This is a genomic window from Streptosporangium sp. NPDC005286, from assembly GCF_040607515.1.
Classification (GTDB): Bacteria; Actinomycetota; Actinomycetes; order Streptosporangiales; family Streptosporangiaceae; genus Streptosporangium.
Map to the genome: position 1 here is coordinate 20,551 of NZ_JBEXGU010000072.1, position 22,283 is coordinate 42,833.

Below are 22,283 nucleotides of genomic sequence, written 5' to 3' on the forward strand. Positions count from 1 at the left end.
CAGGTCCCCGAAGGGCCGGCGAAGGAATCAGGGCGGCTTCACGGGGTTGTGATCATTGGTACCGCGAAGAAGACGATCATGGCGATCGCCACCGCGATGATGAAGCCGATCACTTCCCAGGCCCAGTCGTGGTGGGAGACCTTCGCCGGCGCCTTGTGTCTGCGTGCCGCCCGGCGGCCCGCACGCCTGCGGGATCCGGCCCGTCCGGAAAGCCGGAGCCCTGTCTCCGCCGTCCCGGCCTCGCCGGTCTCCGCCCCGGAATCGCCTTCCTGCGCGGTCGTCGGCTCGCTCCACTGCGCGTCGTACTGGTCCTGGGGTGCGGTGTAGTTCGGAGGCACGGTGTGCGGCGGGGCGTCGTCCGGCTGGTCGACCCGCATGATCCAGCTGGGCAGGCGCAGCTGGGCACGGCCCGCCGGGGTGCTGAGATGGTCAGGCCGGGGAGACCAGGCGGGAAGGGCCGTCGGGGTCTCGTCGGTCTGAGCGTCTGTTCCGGTGCCGGTCTCGTCGCCGGTCTCGGTGCCGGAGGGAGCGGCGTCCGTGAACCAGTTGACCGCGGGCGTCTGAACGGGGTCGGTGGCCCAGGTGGGCATCGGCGGCTGCACGCGACCGGTTTCGGGGTCGGGGGCCGGTGTGGCCCAGGTGGGCATCGGCGGTTGTGCGCGACCGGTTTCGCCGTCAGGAGTCTCCACCTGTGCGGACCTGACAGGGAAGAGAGGCCGGTGGCGCTCGGCGTCGGAGAGGGCGTCGAGCTGATCGGTCTGCAGGGGCCAGCCGGGGAGCGGGTGCGCGGTGGGCACATCGTCCAGCACATCTCCCGGCACGGGTCCGGGAGCCGGGGCGATCGTGAGGGGCGTGCGAGGGGCCTCGGCGGACGGAGCCTTGGGCGTCTCGACGGGCGTGGGATCGGCGGGCGGATCGGCGGGTGCGGCCTCGGGGCGGGGCGCGGCGGCGACGAGCCTGTCGGTGTAGACGCGGGCCGCCCGCGCCTCGGGGCTGAGCGGGCGGAACAGGTTCTCCCGTACGGGGGCGCCCTCCAGCACGTCCCCCGGGATGGGCGCCGACAGCGGTGCCGCCCGGCGCGGTCTGGGACGTTGGAGCCGGCGGCGCGGCCGCAGGGCCGCGGTGTCCAGAGCGGTGAGCACCGAGTCGCCGAGCCTGAGCAGCGGTTCGGTGCTGGCCTCGTGGGTGGAGACCGTGCCGGGCTCCCTCGGCGCGAAGGGGTCCGGGAAGCGGTCGCCCGCCATGTGGTCCGGCACGGGGAAGGCCGGGGCGCTGGTCTGGGCGTCGTTCTCGGGAGACGGCGGCGGCCAGGCGGGTGACGTCGGCCACAGTTGCCTGACCAGCGGGGACGTTGACCGTCTGGCGACGGGAGCGAGCGGTGCCCGCGGTCCGAGCACGGCGGCGCGCAGCCCGGAGGGAGGGGTGGCCCAGGGCGCGAGGACGAGCACGTCGCGGACCGGGGCGACGGCGAGGGCGCCGAACACCTCGGTCAGGTGCGCGGGGATCCGGGCCGAGGCCAGGGCGGCGCCCAGCGACTGGGCGAACCTGCGGCAGGCGCTCACCGTCAGCTCGTCGGCGGTGTCGACGGCCACGTCGAGCACCCAGGACAGCTCGGCGGCGTTCATCTCGCAGACGCCCGACAGGTACAGCACCTCGCGCTGGTGGGTGCGCAGCTCGCTCAGCACGCGCTCGACGAGGGCGGGGACCGGGTCCAGGCCGGTGACCGGGGGCGAGTAGACGATGTCGCGCAGGAAGATCTCGCGGCGGGCGAGCGCGTACAGCGCGGCGCGCGGGGGGTGGGTGTCCGTGACACTGGACAGAACGGTCACCAAGACGTCGAAGGCCGAGTCCGCGCTGCCCAGCTGGTCGCGGGAGTAGGCGTACAGCCCTGCTGCGTGGCGGTCGTAGAGCTCGGCGATCAGTTCGCCGCGCGAGCGTTGACCGAGGAGCGGTTGGGTCACGGGACCGGTTCCTCTGGTGGTTCGTCGAGCGTGGTGAAGAGCTGGGGCGGCTGTGAAGCCTGTGACGTACGGTGCCAGAGGGATCAACTCCAGCAATGTGGGTAATCATGTCAAGTCATGGGCACCTCCCGCACTACCGAATGCCCTTTTGGTGAGAAATACACATGTCGATCTACCGGACAAAGCCGGGAAGACAGATCGGAGAAGTGGGGCATAGGCTGACTTGGGCCAGATCAGGGAGGCGGCCGGGGCAGGGGGGCCGTAACCCGGCGAAAACAAGAGGTTGCGCATGATCACATTCAACGGTGTCACCAAGCGCTACGCTGACGGCACCGTAGCGGTGGACGACCTGAGCCTTGAGGTGCCCACCGGGGAGATCACCGTCTTCGTCGGCCCCTCGGGGTGCGGCAAGACGACCTCCCTCCGCATGATCAACAGAATGATCGACGCCACGGAGGGCCAGATCCTCCTGGACGGCGTCGATGTCAAGACCATAGACCCGCCGACACTGCGTCGGGGCATCGGCTACGTCATCCAGCAGGCCGGGCTCTTCCCGCACCGCAAGATCGTCGACAATGTGGCGACGGTTCCCCTGCTGCTCGGCTGGGAGAAGAAGAAGGCCCGTGACCGGGCGATGGAACTGCTGGAGCGGGTCGGGCTCGATCTGAAGATGGCCGACCGCTACCCCTTCCAGCTCTCCGGCGGCCAGCAGCAGCGCGTCGGCGTGGCCCGCGCGCTCGCCGCCGACCCGCCGGTGCTGCTGATGGACGAACCGTTCAGCGCGGTCGACCCGATCGTCCGGACCAGCCTGCAGGAGGAGCTGCTACGGCTCCAGGCCGAGCTGAACAAGACCATCGTGTTCGTCACCCACGACATCGACGAGGCGGTCAAGCTCGGCGACCGGGTGGCCGTCTTCCGCGTCGGGGGCCACCTGGCCCAGCTCGACGACCCCGCGACGCTGCTGGCCAGGCCCGCCGACGACTTCGTCCGCGAGTTCCTCGGCCGCGACCGGGGCATCCGGCGGCTCTCGTTCGTCTCGGACGAGGGGGTACGGCTCCGCACCGACCTGCTCGTCCCGGTCTCCACCGACGCCGACGCCGCGTCGGCCTCGGCGCGCGCCGCCGGCGAGCCGTGGCTGGCCGTGGTGGACGCGGGGAACCGGCCGCTGGGCTGGGTCGCGGTCAAGGACCTGCCCGAGTCGGGCACTCTCGCCGAGGTGGAGCTCGCGCCGTACGGGACGTTCGTCAGCGGGCGCGACTCGCTACGCGGCGCGCTGGACGCGACGCTGCTCTCCCCGTCGGGCAACGCCGTCGCGGTGGACGGGGCGGGCAGGGCCGTGGGCGTCGCCACCCGCGAGGCCCTGGACGAGGCGCTGGCCGTGGTGGCGGGGAGCGTCGGCGGATCGGTGCCGGGTTCCCGCTCCGCGGGGGGCACGGGAGGTGTCGGCGGATCCACCGGAGGCACGGGAATCGCGGCCGGATCCGCGGCGGACGCGGAAAGCCCCGGTGAGGGCGCGGGAGGCACGGGGGACGCGGGTGAGTGAGGAACCCCTGGTCCGCTGGGACTGGATCGGGCGCAACTGGCCCACGATCCAGGGCTTGCTGGAGGACCACATCGTGATGGCGCTGGTCCCGATCGTCGTCGGGCTGCTCATCGCGCTCCCGCTCGGGCTGGCCGGAGCCCGCTGGCGCTGGCTCTACCAGCCGACCGTCGGCGTGATGAACGTGATCTACTCGCTGCCCTCGCTGGCCGTCTTCATCGTGCTCATCCCGGTCACCGGCCTCGCGACGCGGCTGACCGTGATGGTCCCGCTCACCTTCTACGCCATGGCGGTGCTCATCCCGGCGGTCGTCGACGGGCTGGGCTCGGTCCCCGACCACGTGCGCCAGTCCGCGGTGGCCATGGGCTTCACCCCGCTGCGCAGACTGCTCCAGGTCGAGTTGCCGATCGCGGTGCCGGTCGTGCTGGCCGGGCTCAGGGTGGCCACGGTCGCCAGCGTCAGCCTGGTCAGCGTGGGCGCGCTGGTCGGCAGGGGAGGGCTCGGCTACCTGTTCATCGACGGCTGGCAGCGGCAGTTCTACACCCCGATCGTGGTCGGCATCGTGCTGGTCGTGGTGCTCGCGGGGGTCGCCGACCTGCTGCTGATCCTGGCGCAGCGCCTGCTCACCCCGTGGTCGCGGGCAAGGGGGTCCGCGTGAACCGGCTGATCGACCTTTTTGGTGACCCGGCCGGTGTGGTGCCCCGGATCTCCGGTCGCCGCCTCGCCGGAGTCGCCACCGGAAGCCGTACGTCTGGTCAGCGATTCACCCTGTGGTCGTGGGCGAGGGGGTCCGCGTGAACTGGCTGATCGACTTCTTCGGGGACCCGGTCAACTGGTCGGGGCCGGACGGGATTCCCGTCCGGCTGCTCGAACACCTGGAGTTCGCCGGGCTCTCGCTGCTGCTGGCCATGCTGATCGCGCTCCCGCTGGGGCTGCTGATCGGCCACACCGGCCGGGGCGCCCTGCTGGTGGTCTCCATCGCCAACGCGGCCCGCGCCCTGCCGACGCTCGGCCTGCTCGTCCTCATCGTGCTGCTGATGGGCGTCGGCACCATCCTGCCGGTGCTGATCCCGCTGGTGGCGCTGGCCGTGCCGCCTATCCTGGTCAACACCTACGAGGGCATCCGCGGGGTCGACCCGGACCTGCGCGACGCCGCGTACGGTATGGGACTGCGGGGCGGGCAGGTTCTCGGCCGGGTGCTGGTGCCGGTCGCGCTGCCGCTCATCCTGCTCGGCCTGCGACTGGCCGCCATCCAGGTGGTGGCGACCGCGACCGTGGCCGCGTACGTGGGTCTGGGCGGCCTTGGCCGCTTCATCATCGACGGTCTCGCGACCAAGAACTTCCCGAGCACGATCGGCGGAGCGGTTCTCGTAGCACTGCTGGCGCTTCTCGTTCAGCTCGGGTTCACCCTGGTACAGCGCGCAACGGTCTCCCCGGGGGTGAGCGAGCGCCAGACCATCCGATAGTCTTCATTACCCCCCGTTTTGGAAGGGAATAGCACCATGAAGCGCCTGTTCAGCACCGCGGCGATCCTTCTGTCCGCGGCGCTCACACTTACCGCGTGCGGCGGCGGAGATCCCCTCACCAGCGCGTCCCCGGCTCCCGCCGAATCCGGGTCCGCCTCCGAGCCGGCGGCCGCCGGGAAGGTCGTCATCGGGTCGGCCAACTTCCCGGAGAACGTCCTGCTCGGCGAGATCTACTCGCAGGCCCTGGCCGCCAAGGGCGTCCAGGTCGAGGAGAAGTTCAACATCGGCAGCCGCGAGGTCCTGTACGACCAGGTCAAGAGCGGCGGCCTGACCATCCTGCCGGAGTACATCGGCTCGCTCCTCGCCTTCGTCGACAACACCGCCACGGCGAAGTCGAAGGACGACGTCGTCGCCGCGCTCAAGGAGAAGCTCCCGGCCGAGCTGGAGGTCCTGACGCCCGCCGCGGCCGAGGACAACAACTCGCTGACCGTCACCAAGGAGACCGCCACCAAGGAGGGTCTCACCACGATCGAGGACCTGGTCAAGGTCGCCAAGAACTACGCGGTGGGCGGCCCGCCGGAGTTCAAGACCCGCCAGGAGAAGAACTTCAAGGACACCTACGGCCTGGAGTTCAAGGAGTGGAAGAAGACCGGCGACGCCACCGCCGACGCCATCAAGGACGGCACCGTCCAGGTCGGCAACGTCTTCACCACCGACCCGAAGATCATCATCAATGACCTGGTCTCCCTCCAGGACAACAAGAGCGCCTTCGCCGCGGAGAACATCGCCCCCCTGGTCAACAAGGCGGGCGTGAACGACACGGTGAAGACCACCCTCGACGCGGTCTCCGCCAAACTCGACACCGCCGGCCTGGTCGCGCTGATGAAGCGCGTCGCGGTCGACAAGGACGACGCCGAAGCGGTCGCCAAGGACTGGCTCACTCAGAACGGCCTGCTCTAGCGATCCATCCGACCGGCCCCGGACGTCTTGTCCGGGGCCGGTTCGCGTTCTCGGAGACGGTATCCAGCCGACGCGCTGGAAATCACCCGCGAGAACGCGAGGCGGAGAACCGATTGGAGCGATATCCGCGCGGACATCGTCGCGAACTCCGGCGGCGAGGAAGCCGGAACCGAGGCGAGGCGCCGTGATCAGGGGTTACCCGCTGGTCGAGCAGAGCTCGAACCAGATGACGGTTCCGGTGAAGTCGCGGTGAAATCCCCAGCGGGTGGAGAGGTCGTTGACGAGCATGAGTCCTCGGCCGCCGGTGGCGTCCAGGCCGGGCTTCCTCGTACAGGGGACCTCCGAGGCGCCGGGGTCCTGGACGGTGATGAGTGCGCCGTGGGGGAGGAAGGCCACCGTGATGACGAACTCCCGTGGGCGGTCGACCGGTCCCGCGTCGCGCGGTCGGGCATCGAGTGGTCCGCTGGAGTGCTCGACGGCGTTGGTGGCGAGTTCGCTGGTGAGGAGCACGGCGTCGTCACGGAGCGGGTGGTCGTCGCCGAGGAGTTCGGCGACGAAGACGCGTGCGGGTCTGACCTGGTCGGGGGTGGCCGCGAACCGCTGGGAGATGACGGGCGTGTGGCCCAGAGGTGCCGACCAGCCGGGAATTCGGCCCAGGTGCGGTGACCATATGGCGCCGTCGGCTGGTGTACGGAAGCGGTCAGCGAGTACGCCGACGAGCGCGGACAACAGGCGTGCTGCCATCTCGGTCACCTCCCTTGTGCTCGGTCGTGTTGTGCTCGGTATTTCCAGCGACCTTGATGTCTGTGCTGCTTTCGGGGAGCGGGACTTCTTTCGTTGAGAGGGGGCGGTTGGGGCGGCCGGGGGCGAGGTGGCGGCGGAAGTCCTCGATGTGCTGCATCTGGGCGGCCAGTTCGGTGGGGGTGTCGGCCTCGATCAGGCCGATGTGCTCTCGGCACCAGGTGGGGGAGAGTGCCCAGTAGCGGCCGGTGGCCTTGCCGTACCAGAGGTGCCAGCCGGTGAACCGCAGCGCCAGCGTATGCAGCGCTCCGGTCTCTTCGGCGGGCTCGTGCCGGGAGGTGGTGTCGACGAGGGTCATGCCGTCACCGCCTTGCGGTGTGGTTCGCGCCTGCCCGGTCCGGGCCGCACATCCGGCGGCGATTCTCGTCCGTACAGTGGGGCGGCCGGTTGCGAGCGGCGTCCGCGACTGGAGAGAGCGCCCGTGAGCGGACGGCTCGGCGGGCAGGCGGCGACGGTGGGCGCGGGCAGTCGGCCGCAGAGCCCGAGACGGCGCCGGGCCGCCATGCGGGTGCGGACCTGGGCGGGGGTGGGCTGTTCCCACAGGTGTCCGGGCCGGTGCGGCAGGCTGTCCACGTCGTGGGCGTAGGGGGGATGACCGCACCAGCGGCAGCCCAGGGGCGAGGGGGGTCGCTCAGCATGCCAGCGAACCCTGATGATCTTGCAGGCTCTACTAGGGTTGAGCACAGTTCGCACCTCCAGTGTGCGGGCGAGGCTCTGCCAGGCGACGTCACTCGCCGGGCAGAGCCGTTTTCATGAGGTTCTGGGACTTGGTTTTCTGGATGTTCGCGGTCCTCGGCCAAGACGGCTCCCCCTGTGCGGGTGAGGCGCCGCTTGCTTGAAGGCCGATTCGGTCGCGGTCAGAGTGCGCAGAGGGCAGGGGTATCTCCTGTCGCACCCGCGCCTGCCGTCACTCACGGAAGGTGACGCTATGAACGCGGAGAGATACCGACATCAGCGCCGCTGATACTTTGGCGCAGGGGGAGGTCAAGCAGGTCGCGCCGGGTTACCTTGAGGCCATGGCCTACTCAGACCCGGCGGCGGAGAGTGTGGGAACCCGTGTGCGGCGCGCTCGTAAGCGCGTGGGCATCACGCAGAACGAACTGGCCCGGCGTGTCGGTCGCGCCCAGTCCTGGGTGTCGGCGATCGAGAACGACAGCCTTGCCCTGGACTCCATCGCGCTGGTCAACACCCTCGCCAAGGCCCTGCGCATGCACCCCAACGAGCTCACCGCGCGCCCCTACCGAGGCGACAGCCCGAGCCAGGACCGTGGACACTCGGCGATCCCCGAGATCCGCCGCCAGCTGGAACGCTACGACCTCGACCCCGAATGGACCGGAGCGGTACGGCCACTGCCCGAACTTCACGCGGCGACCGAACGTGCGCGCTGGTTACGGCGAGAGGCGCGCTATGCCGAGCTGGCGGAGGAACTACCGGCTCTGCTCTCCGAGCTACAGGCAGCCACCCATCTGTACGCGGAGCCTGATCGAAGTGCGGCGTTCAGACTGCTCGGACTGACCTACCTGGCGGCTGACTCGGTGGTCTACAACCTCGGCTACGCGGACCTCTCCCTGACCGCCACCAATCGGGTCCGCTGGGCCGGGGAACAGGCGGGCGACCCCTACCACGAGGCCGTGTTCACCTACCTGCGGATACGAGGCCTGTGGGCCAGCACGTCGTGGAACGACGCGCTCGCCGTGCTTGACAAGGCATGCGCGAACATCGAGGACGACTACACGGCAGGCCAAGCCGAGGCGCTGGCCGTCTGGGGCGGGCTCCAACTACGAGCCGCGATCACCGCGGCGCGGAAGAACGACGCCGACGAGGCCTGGTCACGCCACCGGCTCGCGGCCGAGGCGGTCGCCAGGCTTGGTTCGCGCCAGCGCACCAACTACTACGACCTGTCCACCAACCAGGCCAACGTCGATATCCACGGCGTCGCTGTGGCTGTCGAGTTGGGGGACGGGCCGAAGGCCGTGCAGCGCGGAGAGGCGATACGGCTCCCCAAAGATGTGCAGGCCGGCCGCGCAGGTCACCACCATCTCGACCACGCCCGAGGACTGCTGTGGTGCGGCAGGCGCGACGATGCCCTGGCCGCACTCGAACGCGCTGAGAAGATCGCCCCGATGCTCATCCGCAACCACCCGATGGCCCAGCAGGCCGTACGGACCCTCCTGGACCTGGAGCGCTACAGCTACCGCGAACGCATCCGTCGCCTCGGCACACGCATGCACATCCTTTGAAACGTTCGATTTGGGTGGCAGGTCGTTAGATCTTGGGCGTCACAGCTACTGGGAACGTATCCGCTCTGTGCGCGCTCCGCGCCGGCCGGTGCGGAGCGAGAACGTTCGAAGCATGCCGACGGCCAACACCGGGATTCCGACGATCCAGCAGATTAGTCCCGCTTTGAAGCCCTCGTTGACGTGCTGGCCATTGCCCTGGACCTCGGGTGCGAGAGCTGAGGCGATCGCCGGAAGCAGGAGCAGCGCGACACCCGCGAGGGCAAGTGCCGCACCGGCCAGGAGCGACTGTGTCCGCCGGTACGGACGCGCCGCGAGCAGGGTCAGAATCACTGCACACAGCAGGGCGGGCAGCACCACCTTGCCCGTCCAGTGCAGCAGCATCGTCGTTCCGTACCACCGCTCATCGGGAATCGACTCCTCGAAGTACACCGCGGGGGCCGGCGGACCAAGGAGATCCTTGATCGTACCCAGCAGGCCGCCACCGATCAGCGCGCCGATGAACACGGCCCATCGCCATCCGGTCCGCGAGCCACCGGCCAGTGCGATGGCGACGCCGGCAGCGGCGAGCATGCCGAGTAGCACGCCCTTGCTCGCTCCGTTGGCGAACGGCACCCACTGGTTCCACGGGTAGTTCTGCACGGTGACGGCCGTCCACGCGCCGACGGCGCCCCAGATCAGGACGCCGACAGCGATCCCGATGGACAGCACATCCCTGACGCGCTCCCTGTCGATCACGTGATCGTTCATCCTGTCTGCGCCCTGTCTCGCCGTAGTGGGATGCGCGGAAGGAACGCGCTGACCATGAGAACGAGTTCCAGCACGAGCAGAAACAGCGCGATATAGAGACCGGGACGTACGTCCGCGCTGTAGCCAGGGTGATGGAAGCTGAACAAGTCGTCCCGAATGATGGCTCCGATCTGCTCTTCGGGTTGGGATACGACGGTGGGCGAGTCGAAATCAGACAAGATTTCGAGCTCGTCGTAAAACGACCCCTTCTCGCCCGGGTGAATGTTCCACCACTGCCACGTCGTGAGAGCGACGCCGAGGACGACAAGGGTGAGCGCGGCAGGCCGACTCCATCGTGACGCGGCGGCAACGCCGCGCAGGCTCCACAGCAGCGCGGCGACCACCACCAGCAGCACCGCGACCGACCAGGTGGTGGAGGCCTGCCAGGCGTTCGCCGTCGACTGCTCGGTGCGGTCCCCGTACTGATCCGAGACCGCCCAGCTGATACCGAACCACTCCCAGAAACTCACCGCGAGCAGCAGCATCGCGACCCCGAGCACGCCCCATTCACGAGGACCCCATCGAGAAGCACCAAGATCGGCTGACATAAGGGGTAAGTCAACACCAAATACGGGCGTTGAGGGGCGAATACCACAAGACGAGCAAGCAGTCCCGATCCCCAGGGCATATCGATCCACCTGCCTGTTAGGAGAGACCACCGTTCTCAGCGGGTGAATTTTTGATCGCGCAGAGGTGGCGACATCAGCGTGGTTGATACTTCGGCGAGGAAAGGAGCCAGGCGCTTCATCGCGGGTTACCTTGGGCTCATGGCCTCCTTGGACCCGGCGGCGGAGAGTGTGGGGACGCGCGTACGGCGTGCTCGTAAGCGGATGGGCATTACCCAGACCGAACTGGCCCGGCGGGTCGGCCGAACGCAGTCCCGGGTGTCCGGAGTCGAGAACGACGGCATCCCCTGGACTCCATCGCGTTGATCAACATCCTCGCCCGCGCCCTGCTGAAACCTTCGGCCTTCGGTACGCCATGAGGGGTCTTTGTGTGCCAGTGGAGGTAGCCCGGACTCAGCTTGAGTAGTGGTTGCGTGGCTTCATCGGAGGCGCTCGGCGTACTCAGATCGGCTTCTGCTTATTCAGGGGCATTTGGGAGATACGGCCCCTCCCCGCATCCGGCCAGCGCGAACACCAGTGCCGCGGCGCTTACACATCCGATGACGGAACGGCATGGGAGGCGCCCAACGAGTGTCCGTGTCATTTCGATCCCTCTCTGAGCCGATAATCGTCTTTCCCGGGCAGCCGTAGGTGTTTCCCTTTTGCTCTGCTGCTGTTCATGGAACTTTGTACTTATCAATAGCGGGCGCTGTGGACAAGGTGGCGCTACTTGCAGTAGCTCGTCTAGTACGGAAACGCCTGTCACGGTGCTAGACGAGTCATTCCGAATAATTAGAGGTCGTAGGCGATCAGCGATCGTGTCACCCCGGCTGGGTTGTCCGTCCTATGGGTGGTAGAGCTCTTGGGCACGGGCGGAGTCGATGGGGCGGTCCTGACCCCGCCGAGGCCCCGTTCGGCGACTAGTTCCGCGGCGGCGTCGAGGATCACGTTCGTGTCGACACTGGGACGGCCTATGCGGGCCCCCTGAATGACCGAAAACGATTTACTCTAGCGTCGAGCGCCCAGGGGTGCGGCTCGGCGGCCGGGTCATGCGCCGAGCCAGTCACGCACCCGGTCCGCGAACCAGTCGGGCCGTTGCAGCGGGATGCCGTGCCCGCAGTCCGCCACGATTTCCAGCTCGCTGCCCGGCAGGGCTTCGTGCAGCACGCGGGCCGACTCCCGCATCAGGCCCCGTTCACGCCCGCCGGCGAGGATCAGCGCCTCGCGGGGAAAACGCGACCAGGCGGGCGGCGGCGTGAAGCGCAGGTTCTCGCCGACCGCGGCGAGCAGGGTCTGCTTCGAGACGCTCGCGGACGTGCGGACGTAGTCGTCGAGCAGCGGGCCGGGGACGAACAGCTGCTTGGCCTGCAACCTGGCGAACCACCGCTGCCGGGCGAGCCCGGCGGTGGCGCCGAGCAGGCCGAGGGTGAACCCGGCGGCCGCGATGGGCTTGGCCTGCGCGCTGACCACGACCACGCGTTCCACGAGCTCGGGCCGGTGTGCGGCGAGCAGGACCGTCAGCTGCGCGCCCAGGGAGAACCCGGCGACGGAGACGCGACCGCCCATGTCGTGGAGGAGCTTCGTCAAGGCTTCGGCGGTGCGGGCATGGGAGTGATACGTCTCGTCCGCGCTGCGGTCGTGGCCGGGCAGGTCCGGGACGATCACCCGGTGGTCGCGCGCGAGACGCTCCCGCACCGGCTCCCACATCCAACCGGCGACACCACCACCGTGCAGCAGGAGCACGGGCGGGGCACCGGCGGGACCATGCGTCTCGACATGCATATGGAACTGCTCCCGTCGCGTCGGCCGGTGACCATGATGCCAGAGGGGCGGCTATCCGGCCGATGGCGCGACCCGTCCAGTGCCGTCGCTGTCCTACCTGGCGAAACCTTGATCAGCGCGGTGCGGCCACGGGCTTGCCCGGCGAAGGCTGAGCATCCGGGATGATTGCCGCATGAACGAGTTCGTCGAGTCCATGGCCCAGGTGGTGACCGGGGTGACGGTCGTCACGGTGAAGGACGAGCGGGACGATGTGGGGGTCACGGTCGGCACGTTCACCTCGATCTCGCTGGATCCGCCGCTGGTGATGGTGAGCCTGGACAACGCCGGATACCTCAACGAGCTGCTGCTCCGGCACGACCGCTGGGCCGCCAGCGTGCTGTCGGCCGGGCAGAAGACGGTCGCCAGCCGGTTCGCCACCGCGGGCCGTCCCGGTGCCAGGCTGCTGCTCGCGGGCATGCCGCATCACCGGGGGGAGCAGAGCGGGGCCCTCATCGTGGACGGCGGGGTCACCGCGCTGGAGGCCGAGACGGTCAAGGTCGTTCCGGCCGGGGACCACACGCTCTTCATCGCCAAGGTCCTCGGGGTCGACTACGTCGACGCGTCCGTTCTGCCGCTGTCGCGCTACCGGAGTCGCTACCGCTGACCCGGCGAGCCATGGCTCATTCTTCTCGTACGGCAAGAGCCGCCGCGTTCGAACGCGGCGGCTTATTCACCAGAGAACGCGGTCAGCGGATCGTCCACGAGCCCGGCAGGATGAGCGGCCCGTACGAGGGCAGGCCCAGCTCGCCCGCGAGATGGGCGAGGGGGCCCCATGCCTCCACGCGGACCTGGGCCAGCGCGGCGGCCTTGTCCTCGCTGGACTCCGCGGGGCGCAGCCGCTCCAGCGGGTTGAGCCTGGGGTAGGCGCGCACCGGGGCGTCGGCGGGCAGACCGGCCTTCCTGCGGGCCACGGCCAGGGCGTCCTCCAGACCGCCGAGCTCGTCGACGAGCCCGTTCTCCAGGGCGTCGGCCCCGGTCCAGACCCGGCCCTTGGCCAGCTCGTGGGCGCGCTCGCGGGTCAGGCCGCGCCCCTCGGCGACCTTGTTCACGAAGTCGTCGTAGACCCGGTCGAGCCAGGCGTTGATCCGCGCCCACTGCGCCTCGGAGAAGGCGTTCGTGGGGGAGAACATCCCGGAGTTGGCACCCTCGCCGACGGTCTCCGAAGTGACGCCGATCTTCTCCAGCAGGCCGCCGATGACCGCCTTGCCGCCGAACACGCCGATGGAGCCGGTGAGCGTGCCCGGCTGGGCCACGATGACGTCGGCGGCCATCGAGACCATGTATCCGCCGGAGGCGGCCAGGTCGCCCATCGAGATCACGATGGGCTTGCCGGCCTTGCGGGTGAGCACCACCTCGCGCCAGATGGCGTCGGAGGCCACGTACGAGCCGCCGGGGCTGTCGACCCGGAAGACGACCGCCTTGACGCCGTCGTCGCGGCGGGCCGCGCGCAGTGCGGCGCAGACGGTGTCGGAGCCCATCGCGCCGCCGCCGCCCATCGGGCTGCGGCCGCTGCGGCCGAGCCGGATCGCGCCGTTGCCGCGGACCAGCGCGACGGCCTGCTCGCCCGGGTGCGGGAGCTTCTTCGCGGTCAGCGCCTTGGCGTAGCGGCCGACGTACAGCAGCAGCGCGTTGTCGCCGACCTCCTGCTTGACCTCGTCGTAGACCTCGTCGCGGTAGGCCATCCGGTCGACGAGCCCGGCGTCGACGGCCTCGGCGCCGATGAACGGGCCCTGGTCGATCAGCTCGCGTACCCTGGCGGGCTCCAGCCCGCGCCCCTCGGCGACGCCCGCCACGACCTGCTCGGTGACCGACTCGGTGATGCGGCCCATCGACTCGCGGTGGGCGTCGGTCATGTGGTCCTGGGTGAAGGTGTTGGCGGCCGTCTTGTACTCGTGCCGCTGGCCGAGCTGGTACTCGACGCCGAGCTTGCCGAGCGCACCCCGCAGGAAGCGCTGCTCCATCGCGATGCCGGTGAGCCCGACGTCGCCGGACGGCTGGAGGTAGACCCGCTCGAATGCGCTGGCCAGATAGTAGGGAACGGTGCCCCCGCCGAACTCGCCGAAGCTCTCGGCGAACGCGACGGTCAGCTTGCCCGAGGCCCGGAAGAGGGCGACGGCCTGGCGGAGCTCCTGGACGGCCGCGAGCCCCGGTGACTGGACGCCGATCTTGACGATCAGGGCCTTGACCCGGTCGTCCTTCCTGGCACGCTTGAGCCCGGCCAGCACGTCGGCCAGGCTCGTCTTGCGCATCGCGAGGATGGCGCCCAGCGGATCCGACGGGGCGCCGTCGGTCAGACCTTCGGTGAGGTCGAGTTCAAGGACCAGTGGAGCGGTACGCCGCTGCTTGAAGCGGTCGACGGTATCGATGATCACCTTGGTCGCGTCCATGCCCTTCACCCTAAGCGACACATACCGGGCTTATGCGGATCGGCGAAGGTTCACCGGCTTTCCGGGGAGGCGGGGGGCGGGTCACCGGTGTCCTGCTTTCACCGGTCCCGCCGGGCGTTCGCCTGCCCGCCGGGTACGCGGTGGGTGCTCCCTCACCGGCGGTGCCGGGGTTGTGCGGTGTGGTGAGGTTCACCTGCCCGCCGGGTGTGCGGTTCCTGCTTCACGTCGGGTCAACGCGGGTGACCGATCATTTGCTATTTCGGAATAATCCGAAATAGCATCGCCGTCGTGACTGAGCCGGATGATCTCGACGAACTCCTGCGCGCCGTGGCCGGCAGACACCGTCGGCGCATCCTCTTCGAGGTCTGGGAGCGTGAGCGTGGTGCGGGAGAACTGGCCGACCGGCTCGGCCTGGCCCCGGCCAGCGTTTCGGAGCACCTGAAGGTGCTGCGCAAGACCGGCTTGGTCACGATGAGAGTCAACCGGACGTATCGGCTCTACCGGGCCTGCCCTGAACGGCTTCACCAGCTTGCCGATCTGCTCATGCAGGCTTTTCCGGCCACCGTCCGAGCCCAGGACAGCGAAGAGACCCAGGAGGACACGACATGAACGAGCAGACTGTGCGCCAGGCGAATGCGGTGGCGCATTTCGACATCAGCGGCCCGGACGACGCGGGCCTGCACCGCTTCTACGGCGATCTGCTGGACTGGCAGATCAACCGCAAGGGGCCGGGGTATGCGCTGGTGCAGACGCCCGGCGGGCTGGGCGGGGCGATCGTCGAAACCGAACAGGCCGGTGTCACCCTGGGCGTGGTGGTCCCGGACCTTGAGCAGGCGGTCCGCCGCGCGGCCGAACTGGGCGGCGCGGTCACCATGCCGCCGACCGACAACGGCTGGGTGGTCAAGGCGCAGGTCAAGGACCCGGCCGGCAACATCCTCACCCTCATCCAAGCATGAGCGGCGGCTGATCCGGGGTTGAGGAACAGCCGCCGGCTGTTCCTCAACCCCGGATCACGCCATCGGGGCCGGCAGGACCGCCGAACGGATCGGTGCGGCCCGGCCGGACACGCACTAGGCGGCTCGGCGGGCGTTCACCTGCTTCTTGAGCAGCGAGGTGGACGCGGCGGGAGTGGTGCCCTTCAGGCGCTGCTTCTCCACCGAGGTGAGGACCGTCTTCAGCGTCGCCGTCTCCTTGATCTTCGCGGTGAAGTTCACCCCGCCGTTCGCCCAGTTCAGCCAAGCGGCCAGCAGCTCGCTCTCCAGCTTGGCCTTCGACGTCTTCTTCGCGGGTTTGAGCACCTTGTACGCGGTGCCCAGGGTGGAGGCGCGGGTGACCTCGGAGAAGACCTTGCTGGCCTTGCTCACCAGGCCGAGGTAGCAGCCGAGCGTCGCGTCCGGGATCGTCCCCTTGCCCCGGCTGATCTCCGTCGCCCACTGCGCGGTGGTCAGCGTCTTCGTGGACTTGCCGCGCGTGCACACCGTGGGGGCCGCCGTCGAGGGAGTTGTCGGGGGGACGGTCACCGTCACGGTGACCGTCACCGTCGGCAGCGGGATCGGCGTCGGCACCGGATCGGCCGGGGTGGGCGATGGGGAGGGACCCGAGCTCGGCTCAGGGCTGGTTTCCGGGTCGGGCTCCTCGGACGGGTCCTCCGGGGAATCGGGGGAGTCGGGGGGAGGGGTCTGGGTGATGGGGTCGCCGGGGGCGCCCCCGGCGATCGCGGCGTTCAGGTCGAGGCGGGGGGTGGTCACGCTGCCGTAGGTGATCTGCCGGCCCGCGGTCTTCAGCGCGGCCTCCAGCGCGTCCGGGGTGCCCGGTGCCTTCTGGGCCATCAGCGCCAGGGCGCCGGTGACGAACGGGGTGGACATCGAGGTGCCGCTGTAGACCTGGTGGCCGCCGCCCGGCACCGCGGAGTCGATCTCCAGGCCGGGGGCGAAGAGGTCGAGCACGGAGCCGTAGTTGGACCAGTAGGGGATGTTGTCGTCGTCACCCGTCGCGCCCACGGTCACCGCGCCGGAGAGGCAGCCGGGAGCTCCGGCGCCGGACACGCCCTCGTTCCCGGCGGCGGCCACCACGGCCACGCCCTTGGCGCGAAGGTCGTCGATCCTGCTCTTCAACGACGCCACCTCGGGCTCGGTGTCGCACGCACTCTCGTAGAGGCCGCCGCCGAGGCTGAGGTTCACCGCGGCGACGTTCCTACCGCCCTCCTTGAGCTTCGCGACGTGCTCAAGGGCGAGCAGGATGGTGGACTCGAACGCGCTCAGGCAGGCCCCGCCCGCCTCGTCGCAGTCGTTGAACCTGCTGAAGACCTGGATCGCCACGATGTCCGCGTCGGGGGCGACGGCGTGGGCGATGCCCGCCACGTGGGTGCCGTGGTCGCAGAGGTTGACCTGCTCGTGGACGCAGGCGGGGGTCTCGGCGTCGGCGGATCCGGGGTCGCTCGTCTGCCCGTTCGGGCACAGGGACTGCGCGCCCTCGTCCGTCGCGGAGAAGCAGGCCTGCTCCACGACCCTGCCCCCGAAGTCGGGGTGGTCGGCGTCGATCCCGGTGTCGATGATCGCGATCGTCTGGCCCGCCCCCTTGATCCCGGCGGCGTGCGCCTTGTCCGCGCCGACCACCTGCAGGCTGGAGGCCAGCGAGCCCAGCGAACCCAGTGAGGCGGGGGAGTAGGTGCGGTCGCGGCGGATGGACAGGACGCGCGGGTCCTCGGCCAGCTTGGCGAGCGACTCGCCGCTGCCCTCGACCACGATGAACGAGGTGTCGGAGGGTTCGAGGACGACCTGGGCATCGGGTAGCCGCTCCGCCTCCCCGGCCACCGGCGCCGCCTCCTCGGGGGCCGCCAGTTCGACGATCACCCGGGTCCCGTCGCTCTCCGAGGCGAGCCCCGCCTCCAGCTTCGGCTGGGGTTCGCCGTCACCAGGCTGAGGCTCGCCGTCACCGGGCGGGGTCTCGCCGTCACCGGGCGGGGTCTCGCCGTCGGCGGGCGGGGCCGGTACGTCGGCGGGCGCGGTCTCATCCGGGCCGGGGGATGGACTCGCGGAGGCGCTTGGGGGAGCCGGAGGGCTCTCGGCGAGGGCGGGTACCGCAGGTGCGATGGTGAGAACCAACGCCATGGCCACTAGGGCTCGAACTCGCACACGTCCTCCGGGGGGATCAAAGGGCGTTTCGGAGTCTAAGCAGCCATATGCGCCGAGTGAATACTTTGCCCCGGATTTTGAGGATCTTCTCAGAAACTGCTCGACCCCCCGCGGCGTGACGCACACGGAGGGTCGAGTGATTGGGATATTACTTGAGACCGTTGGACATGGCGGTGATGAGCTCACCGTTCGCGGTGTCGCCGCTGGTCTCCCAGAAGAACGCACCGCCCAGGCCCTGGTTCTTGGCGTAGGTCATCTTGCCGGTGATGGTGGCGGGGGTGTCGTAGCCCCACCACTGGCCGTTGCAGAAGCCGTAGGCGGTGCCGGCGACGGTGCCGGTGGCCGGGCACTTGGTCTTGAGGACCTTGTAGTCCTCGTTGCCCTGCTCGTAGGTGCCGGGGGCGGGACCGGTGGCGGTGCCGCCGGGGGCCGCCTGGGTCACGCCGGTCCAGCCGCGACCGTAGAAGCCGATGCCGAGCATGAGCTTGTTGGCGGGCACGCCCTTGCCCTTCAGCTTCTGGATGGCGGCGTCGGAGTAGAAGCCGGGCTTCGTGGGGTTGGGGAGGGCGGTGAGGGGCGAGTGCGGAGCCGTCGGACCCTGGGCGTCCCAGGCGCCGAAGAAGTCGTAGGTCATCGGCATGAGCCAGTTGAGATTCGAGACCGCGCCGGCGTAGTCGGCGACGTCCATCTTGCCGCCGGTGGAGCCGTCGGCGGTGATGGCCGCCGTGACCAGGTTGCCGGTGCCGAACTTGGCCCGCAGCGCGGAGATCACGTTCTTGAACGCGTTCGGGCCGCTGTTGTCACAGGTGAGACCGCAGGAGTTGGGGTACTCCCAGTCGATGTCGATGCCGTCGAACACGTCCGCCCAGCGCGGGTCCTCGACCAGATTGTAGCAGGAGTCGGCGAACGCGGTCGGGTTGGCCGCGGCCTGGGTGAAGCCGCCGGACCAGGTCCAGCCGCCGAAGGACCAGATGACCTTGATGTTCGGGTACGCCTTCTTCAGCTTGCGGAGCTGGTTGAAGTTGCCGCGCAGCGGCTGGTCCCAGGTGTCGGCCACGCCGTCGACGCTCTGGTCTGCGGTGTATGCCTTGTCGTAGTCGGCGTAGGAGTCACCGATGGTGCACCTGCCGCCGGTGGTGTTGCCGAAGGCGTACAGGATGTGCGTCAGCTTGCTCGCGGAACCGCTGGTGACCAGGTTCTTCACGTGGTAGTTGCGGCCGTAGACGCCCCACTGGGTGAAGTAGCCGATGAGCTTCTTGGCGGAGGGGTCGACGGTCGGGGTCACGGTCGGCGTGGGGGTGGGGGTCGGGGTCACCGTCGGGGTCACCGTCGGAGTCGGGGTGGGCGTCGGGTCGGGGCCGCCGGTGCCGTCGCAGGTGGCGCCGTTCAGCTTGCAGTTCAGTACGCCGGACACCCCGCCGGGCGCGCCGTTGAAGCCGAAGCTCACCGAGGCACCCGCCGCCAGCGCGCCGTTCCACGACTTGTTGACGAAGGTGTAGTGGTTCCCGCTCTTGGTCATGTCCGCGTCCCACGCCGAGCTGATCGACTTGCCGGCGGGGAGGTCGAATTCGACCCGCCAACTCGTCAGCGCGCTCGTGCCGGCCTTGACGATGACCTTGCCCTCGAAGCCGGAGCCCCAGTCGGAGGCGGTCGAGTACGTCGCGGTTGCGGGTGTGGCGGCCGTCGCGTTGCCGATCCCCAGGGGAACCAGCAGCGCCGCCGCTGCGATGAAGGAGCCGATGGTAATTCGTCGCAAGGGTCGCTCCAGGTCAGAGAGTGCCAAGCCCCCGTACTCATAGGAAAGTTTCCTATTAGTTTCCTGAGCGTAGGTTCTCCTTCGCCGGCGGTCAATGCCTCGGTCATGGATATAAGGCCGATTTAAGGTTTTGGGGGAAGCGGGTGGAGGCAGGGAGGCGAAAACGCGGAAAGGGCCGGTCACGCGGTCGCGTGACCGGCCCTCTGCGGTCCGGTTCCCGGGGAGGCCGTTCCGAAGGGGCGGCGCCCGAACGTCGCCGTCGCCTCACCGGTCAAGAGACAGGTCAGGGAGCCGATCGCCGGGGTACCGAGCCTCGATCAGGCCGGTTCGGCCTCCTCGCGCTCCTCCGGCTCGTCGGCGGGCGAATCGGTCGCGGCACGCCTCCCCGGTTGCTCCCGTACGACCTCCACCGCGCGCTCGTCCGCTGCGGGCTCCACAGCGGGCTCCACAGTGGACTCCACGGTGGACTCAGGCGCGCCGGGGTGGCGCAGCCAGAGGGCGCCCAGCGGCGGGACGCGCAGCGTGGTGGAGTACGGCAGGCCGTGGCGCTGCTCCTCGACGGCCTCGGCGGAGCCGAGGTTGCCCACGCCGCTGCCCCCGTAGTCGTAGGCGTCGGTGTTGAGCACCTCCTCCCACGAGCCGGGGAAGGGCAGGCCGAGGCGGTAGTTCTCGTGCGGGGCGCCGGAGAAGTTGGCCACGCAGGCCACCGCCGAGCCGTCCTCGGCGTAGCGGAGGAAGGAGAACACGTTGCCCAGCGCGTCGTCGGCGTCGATCCAGCGGAACCCTTCGGGGGAGGCGTCCACGCTCCACAGGGCGGGAGAGTCCTTGTAGACCCGGTTGAGGTCGCGGACCAGCCGCTGCACCCCCCTGTGCCCGTCGAAGTCAAGCACCCACCAGTCGAGCCCGCGCTCCTCCGACCACTCCGAGCCCTGGCCGAACTCGCCGCCCATGAACAGCAACTGCTTGCCGGGGTGGGCCCACATGAAGGCGAACAGCGCGCGCAGGTTCGCGAACCGCTGCCACTCGTCGCCGGGCATCTTGCCGAGCAGCGACCCCTTGCCGTGCACCACCTCGTCGTGCGACAGCGGCAGCACGAAGTTCTCCGAGTACGCGTACATCAGCGAGAACGTCATCTGGTGGTGGTGGTACTGGCGGAAGATCGGCTCGTGCCTGAGGTAGGCGAGCGTGTCGTGCATCCAGCCCATGTTCCACTTGAAGCCGAAGCCGAGCCCGCCCAGGTGCACAGGACGTGAGACGCCCGGCCACGCGGTCGACTCCTCGGCGACGGTGACGATGCCCGGCGCCTCGCGGTAGGCGACCGCGTTCATCTCCTTGAGGAACTCGACCGCGTCGAGGTTCTCCCTGCCGCCGTACTCGTTCGGCGTCCACTCGCCCTCGCGCCGCGAGTAGTCGAGGTAGAGCATCGAGGCCACCGCGTCGACGCGCAGCCCGTCGACGTGGAACTCGCGCAGCCAGTACACCGCGTTGGCGACCAGGAAGTTGCGCACCTCCCTGCGGCCGAAGTCGAAGATGTAGGTGCCCCACTCGGGGTGCTCGCCCCGCGCGGGGTCGGCGTGTTCGTACAGCGGGGTGCCGTCGAACCTGGCCAGCGCCCAGTCGTCCATCGGGAAGTGTGCGGGCACCCAGTCGACCAGCACCCCGATGCCCGCCTCGTGCAGGCTGTCGACCAGGTGACGGAAGTCGTCGGGGGAGCCGAAACGGGCGGTCGGCGCGTAGTAGGACGTCACCTGGTAGCCCCAGGAACCGCCGAACGGATGCTCGGCCACCGGCATGAACTCCACGTGCGTGAACCCCATGTCCACCACGTAGTCGACCAGCTCGACGGCCAGCTCCCGGTACGACAGGCCGGGGCGCCAGGAGCCGAGGTGTACCTCGTAGACGCTCATCGGCTCCCGCACCGCGACGCTGTCTGCGCGGCGCCGCATCCACTCCTCGTCCCGCCAGGTGTACTCCGACTTCTCGATCACCGACGCGGTCGCGGGCGGCATCTCGGTACGCCGGGCCATCGGGTCGGCCTTGGCCCGCCAGATCCCGTCCGAGCCGAGGATGCCGAACTTGTAACGGTCGCCGGGGCCGAGACCGGGGATGAACAGCTCCCACACACCCGACCTGCCGAGCGAGCGCATGGGGTACGCGGTGCCGTCCCAGTGGTTGAAGTCGCCGATGACCCGGACACCATGGGCGTTGGGCGCCCACACGGCGAAGGCCGTGCCCTCGGTGTCCTCGTGCCGCATGACCCGTGCGCCGAGGGTCTCCCAGAGCCGCTCGTGGCGCCCCTCGCCGATGAGGTGCAGATCCATCTCGCCCAGCGTGGGCCAGTGCCGGTAGGGGTCGTCCGTCTCGTAGGGCTCGGCATCGGGGTAGGCGATCCGGAGCCGGTAGTCGGGGATCTTGTCGAGGCCGGGGATCGTCACCGCGAAAACGCCGTGGGCCACGTGCCTCATGTCGTGGGCCCTGTCGTCGACGAGGGCCTGGACCTTCTGCGCCAGCGGGCGCAGCGTTCGTATCGTCACGCCCTCGGGACCCTGGTGCGCCCCGAGGATCGAGTGCGGGTCATGGTGCGCTCCGCCCGCGAGCCGGTCCAGATCCAAGTGCGCGTTCATGACTCACTCCCGTAGATCGATAGCCCCTACCTTGCCCTACCCGGGTCTCTCAACCCATGCCCTTGTCCACTATCACCATGCGTGCTGGGAAAAGGTGCAGATCTGAGTGAGAGAAAAGTGACGATTATCGGTTATATGGGGCATACCGGAACGCCCTCCACCGGCGGTGCCGGGCATCCGGGCCGGGCGAGGCGCCCGGCCC

The 22,283-nt window shown here is 69.3% G+C and carries 19 protein-coding genes; 9 read left to right on the forward strand and 10 right to left on the reverse strand.

The features are described from left to right. Positions 1 to 38: 38 nt before the first annotated feature. On the reverse strand, positions 39 to 1,961 hold the full coding sequence (locus ABZU75_RS24845) for a hypothetical protein (protein WP_355558605.1): 1,923 nt from the start codon (positions 1,959 to 1,961) through the stop codon (positions 39 to 41). A 289-nt stretch (positions 1,962 to 2,250) separates the two neighbouring features. On the opposite strand from ABZU75_RS24845, the gene ABZU75_RS24850 reads away from it, so the two are divergent. The 4 genes from ABZU75_RS24850 to ABZU75_RS24865 all read left to right on the forward strand — a co-directional run bounded on the left by ABZU75_RS24850 (position 2,251) and on the right by ABZU75_RS24865 (position 5,927). After that, entirely contained in the window at positions 2,251 to 3,504 is a 1,254-nt protein-coding gene (locus tag ABZU75_RS24850; protein ID WP_355558608.1) for an ABC transporter ATP-binding protein, read from the forward strand. After that, a complete protein-coding gene (locus ABZU75_RS24855) occupies positions 3,497 to 4,159 on the forward strand; it encodes an ABC transporter permease subunit (RefSeq protein WP_355558611.1) in 663 nt (220 codons plus the stop codon). Before ABZU75_RS24850 ends, ABZU75_RS24855 begins: the two co-directional genes overlap by 8 nt. Before the next feature lie 118 nt (positions 4,160 to 4,277). After that, complete coding sequence (locus tag ABZU75_RS24860; RefSeq protein ID WP_355558614.1) at positions 4,278 to 4,967, forward strand: ABC transporter permease subunit; 690 nt, start codon at positions 4,278 to 4,280, stop codon at positions 4,965 to 4,967. Between the two features lie 36 nt (positions 4,968 to 5,003). After that, positions 5,004 to 5,927, forward strand: a complete 924-nt coding sequence (locus tag ABZU75_RS24865) for an ABC transporter substrate-binding protein (RefSeq protein ID WP_355558617.1) — start codon at positions 5,004 to 5,006, stop codon at positions 5,925 to 5,927. 195 nt (positions 5,928 to 6,122) lie between these two features. Here ABZU75_RS24865 and ABZU75_RS24870 read toward each other — a convergent pair whose 3' ends face one another. Next, positions 6,123 to 6,671 carry an ATP-binding protein gene (locus tag ABZU75_RS24870; protein ID WP_355558620.1) on the reverse strand — a complete coding sequence of 183 codons (549 nt, stop codon included), beginning with the start codon at positions 6,669 to 6,671 and terminating at the stop codon, positions 6,123 to 6,125. After that, on the reverse strand, positions 6,628 to 7,026 hold the full coding sequence (locus ABZU75_RS24875; RefSeq protein ID WP_355558623.1) for a hypothetical protein: 399 nt from the start codon (positions 7,024 to 7,026) through the stop codon (positions 6,628 to 6,630). Before ABZU75_RS24875 ends, ABZU75_RS24870 begins: the two co-directional genes overlap by 44 nt. Positions 7,027 to 7,744: 718 nt before the next feature. On the opposite strand from ABZU75_RS24875, the gene ABZU75_RS24880 reads away from it, so the two are divergent. Then, positions 7,745 to 8,968 carry a helix-turn-helix transcriptional regulator gene (locus ABZU75_RS24880; protein ID WP_355558626.1) on the forward strand — a complete coding sequence of 408 codons (1,224 nt, stop codon included), beginning with the start codon at positions 7,745 to 7,747 and terminating at the stop codon, positions 8,966 to 8,968. A 45-nt stretch (positions 8,969 to 9,013) separates the two neighbouring features. On the opposite strand, the gene ABZU75_RS24885 is transcribed toward ABZU75_RS24880, so the two are convergent. Both ABZU75_RS24885 and ABZU75_RS24890 read right to left on the reverse strand, forming a co-directional pair. After that, positions 9,014 to 9,715, reverse strand: coding sequence for a hypothetical protein (locus tag ABZU75_RS24885; RefSeq protein ID WP_355558629.1), 702 nt, complete (start codon positions 9,713 to 9,715; stop codon positions 9,014 to 9,016). After that, positions 9,712 to 10,239 carry a hypothetical protein gene (locus ABZU75_RS24890; protein ID WP_355558632.1) on the reverse strand — a complete coding sequence of 176 codons (528 nt, stop codon included), beginning with the start codon at positions 10,237 to 10,239 and terminating at the stop codon, positions 9,712 to 9,714. Before ABZU75_RS24890 ends, ABZU75_RS24885 begins: the two co-directional genes overlap by 4 nt. Before the next feature lie 345 nt (positions 10,240 to 10,584). Here ABZU75_RS24890 and ABZU75_RS24895 point away from each other — a divergent pair, with 345 nt between their 5' ends. Then, a complete protein-coding gene (locus tag ABZU75_RS24895; RefSeq protein WP_355558658.1) occupies positions 10,585 to 10,686 on the forward strand; it encodes a helix-turn-helix transcriptional regulator in 102 nt (33 codons plus the stop codon). Between the two features lie 720 nt (positions 10,687 to 11,406). Here ABZU75_RS24895 and ABZU75_RS24900 read toward each other — a convergent pair. After that, complete coding sequence (locus ABZU75_RS24900) at positions 11,407 to 12,141, reverse strand: alpha/beta hydrolase (RefSeq protein WP_355558635.1); 735 nt, start codon at positions 12,139 to 12,141, stop codon at positions 11,407 to 11,409. A 172-nt stretch (positions 12,142 to 12,313) separates the two neighbouring features. Here ABZU75_RS24900 and ABZU75_RS24905 point away from each other — a divergent pair, with 172 nt between their 5' ends. Beyond that, a complete protein-coding gene (locus ABZU75_RS24905; protein ID WP_355558637.1) occupies positions 12,314 to 12,784 on the forward strand; it encodes a flavin reductase family protein in 471 nt (156 codons plus the stop codon). 82 nt (positions 12,785 to 12,866) lie between these two features. Here ABZU75_RS24905 and sppA read toward each other — a convergent pair whose 3' ends face one another. Further along, a complete protein-coding gene (sppA, locus tag ABZU75_RS24910) occupies positions 12,867 to 14,567 on the reverse strand; it encodes a signal peptide peptidase SppA (protein ID WP_355558640.1) in 1,701 nt (566 codons plus the stop codon). A gap of 288 nt (positions 14,568 to 14,855) precedes the next feature. Between sppA and ABZU75_RS24915 the strand changes: the two genes are divergently transcribed. Continuing rightward, positions 14,856 to 15,176: a metalloregulator ArsR/SmtB family transcription factor gene (locus ABZU75_RS24915; RefSeq protein ID WP_355558643.1), complete on the forward strand. Its 321-nt coding sequence runs from the start codon at positions 14,856 to 14,858 to the stop codon at positions 15,174 to 15,176. Next, positions 15,173 to 15,523: a VOC family protein gene (locus tag ABZU75_RS24920; RefSeq protein WP_355558646.1), complete on the forward strand. Its 351-nt coding sequence runs from the start codon at positions 15,173 to 15,175 to the stop codon at positions 15,521 to 15,523. The genes ABZU75_RS24915 and ABZU75_RS24920 overlap by 4 nt, the downstream gene beginning before the upstream one ends. A 114-nt stretch (positions 15,524 to 15,637) precedes the next feature. Here ABZU75_RS24920 and ABZU75_RS24925 read toward each other — a convergent pair whose 3' ends face one another. The 3 genes from ABZU75_RS24925 to glgB all read right to left on the reverse strand — a co-directional run bounded on the left by ABZU75_RS24925 (position 15,638) and on the right by glgB (position 22,081). Next, complete coding sequence (locus ABZU75_RS24925; protein WP_355558649.1) at positions 15,638 to 17,677, reverse strand: S8 family serine peptidase; 2,040 nt, start codon at positions 17,675 to 17,677, stop codon at positions 15,638 to 15,640. A gap of 172 nt (positions 17,678 to 17,849) precedes the next feature. Next, a complete protein-coding gene (locus ABZU75_RS24930; RefSeq protein ID WP_355558652.1) occupies positions 17,850 to 19,457 on the reverse strand; it encodes a glycosyl hydrolase family 18 protein in 1,608 nt (535 codons plus the stop codon). 317 nt (positions 19,458 to 19,774) lie between these two features. Then, the gene (gene glgB, locus ABZU75_RS24935) at positions 19,775 to 22,081 is read right to left on the reverse strand and encodes a 1,4-alpha-glucan branching protein GlgB (RefSeq protein ID WP_355558654.1); all 2,307 of its coding nucleotides are present in this window, start codon (positions 22,079 to 22,081) and stop codon (positions 19,775 to 19,777) included. Positions 22,082 to 22,283: the final 202 nt, after the last annotated feature.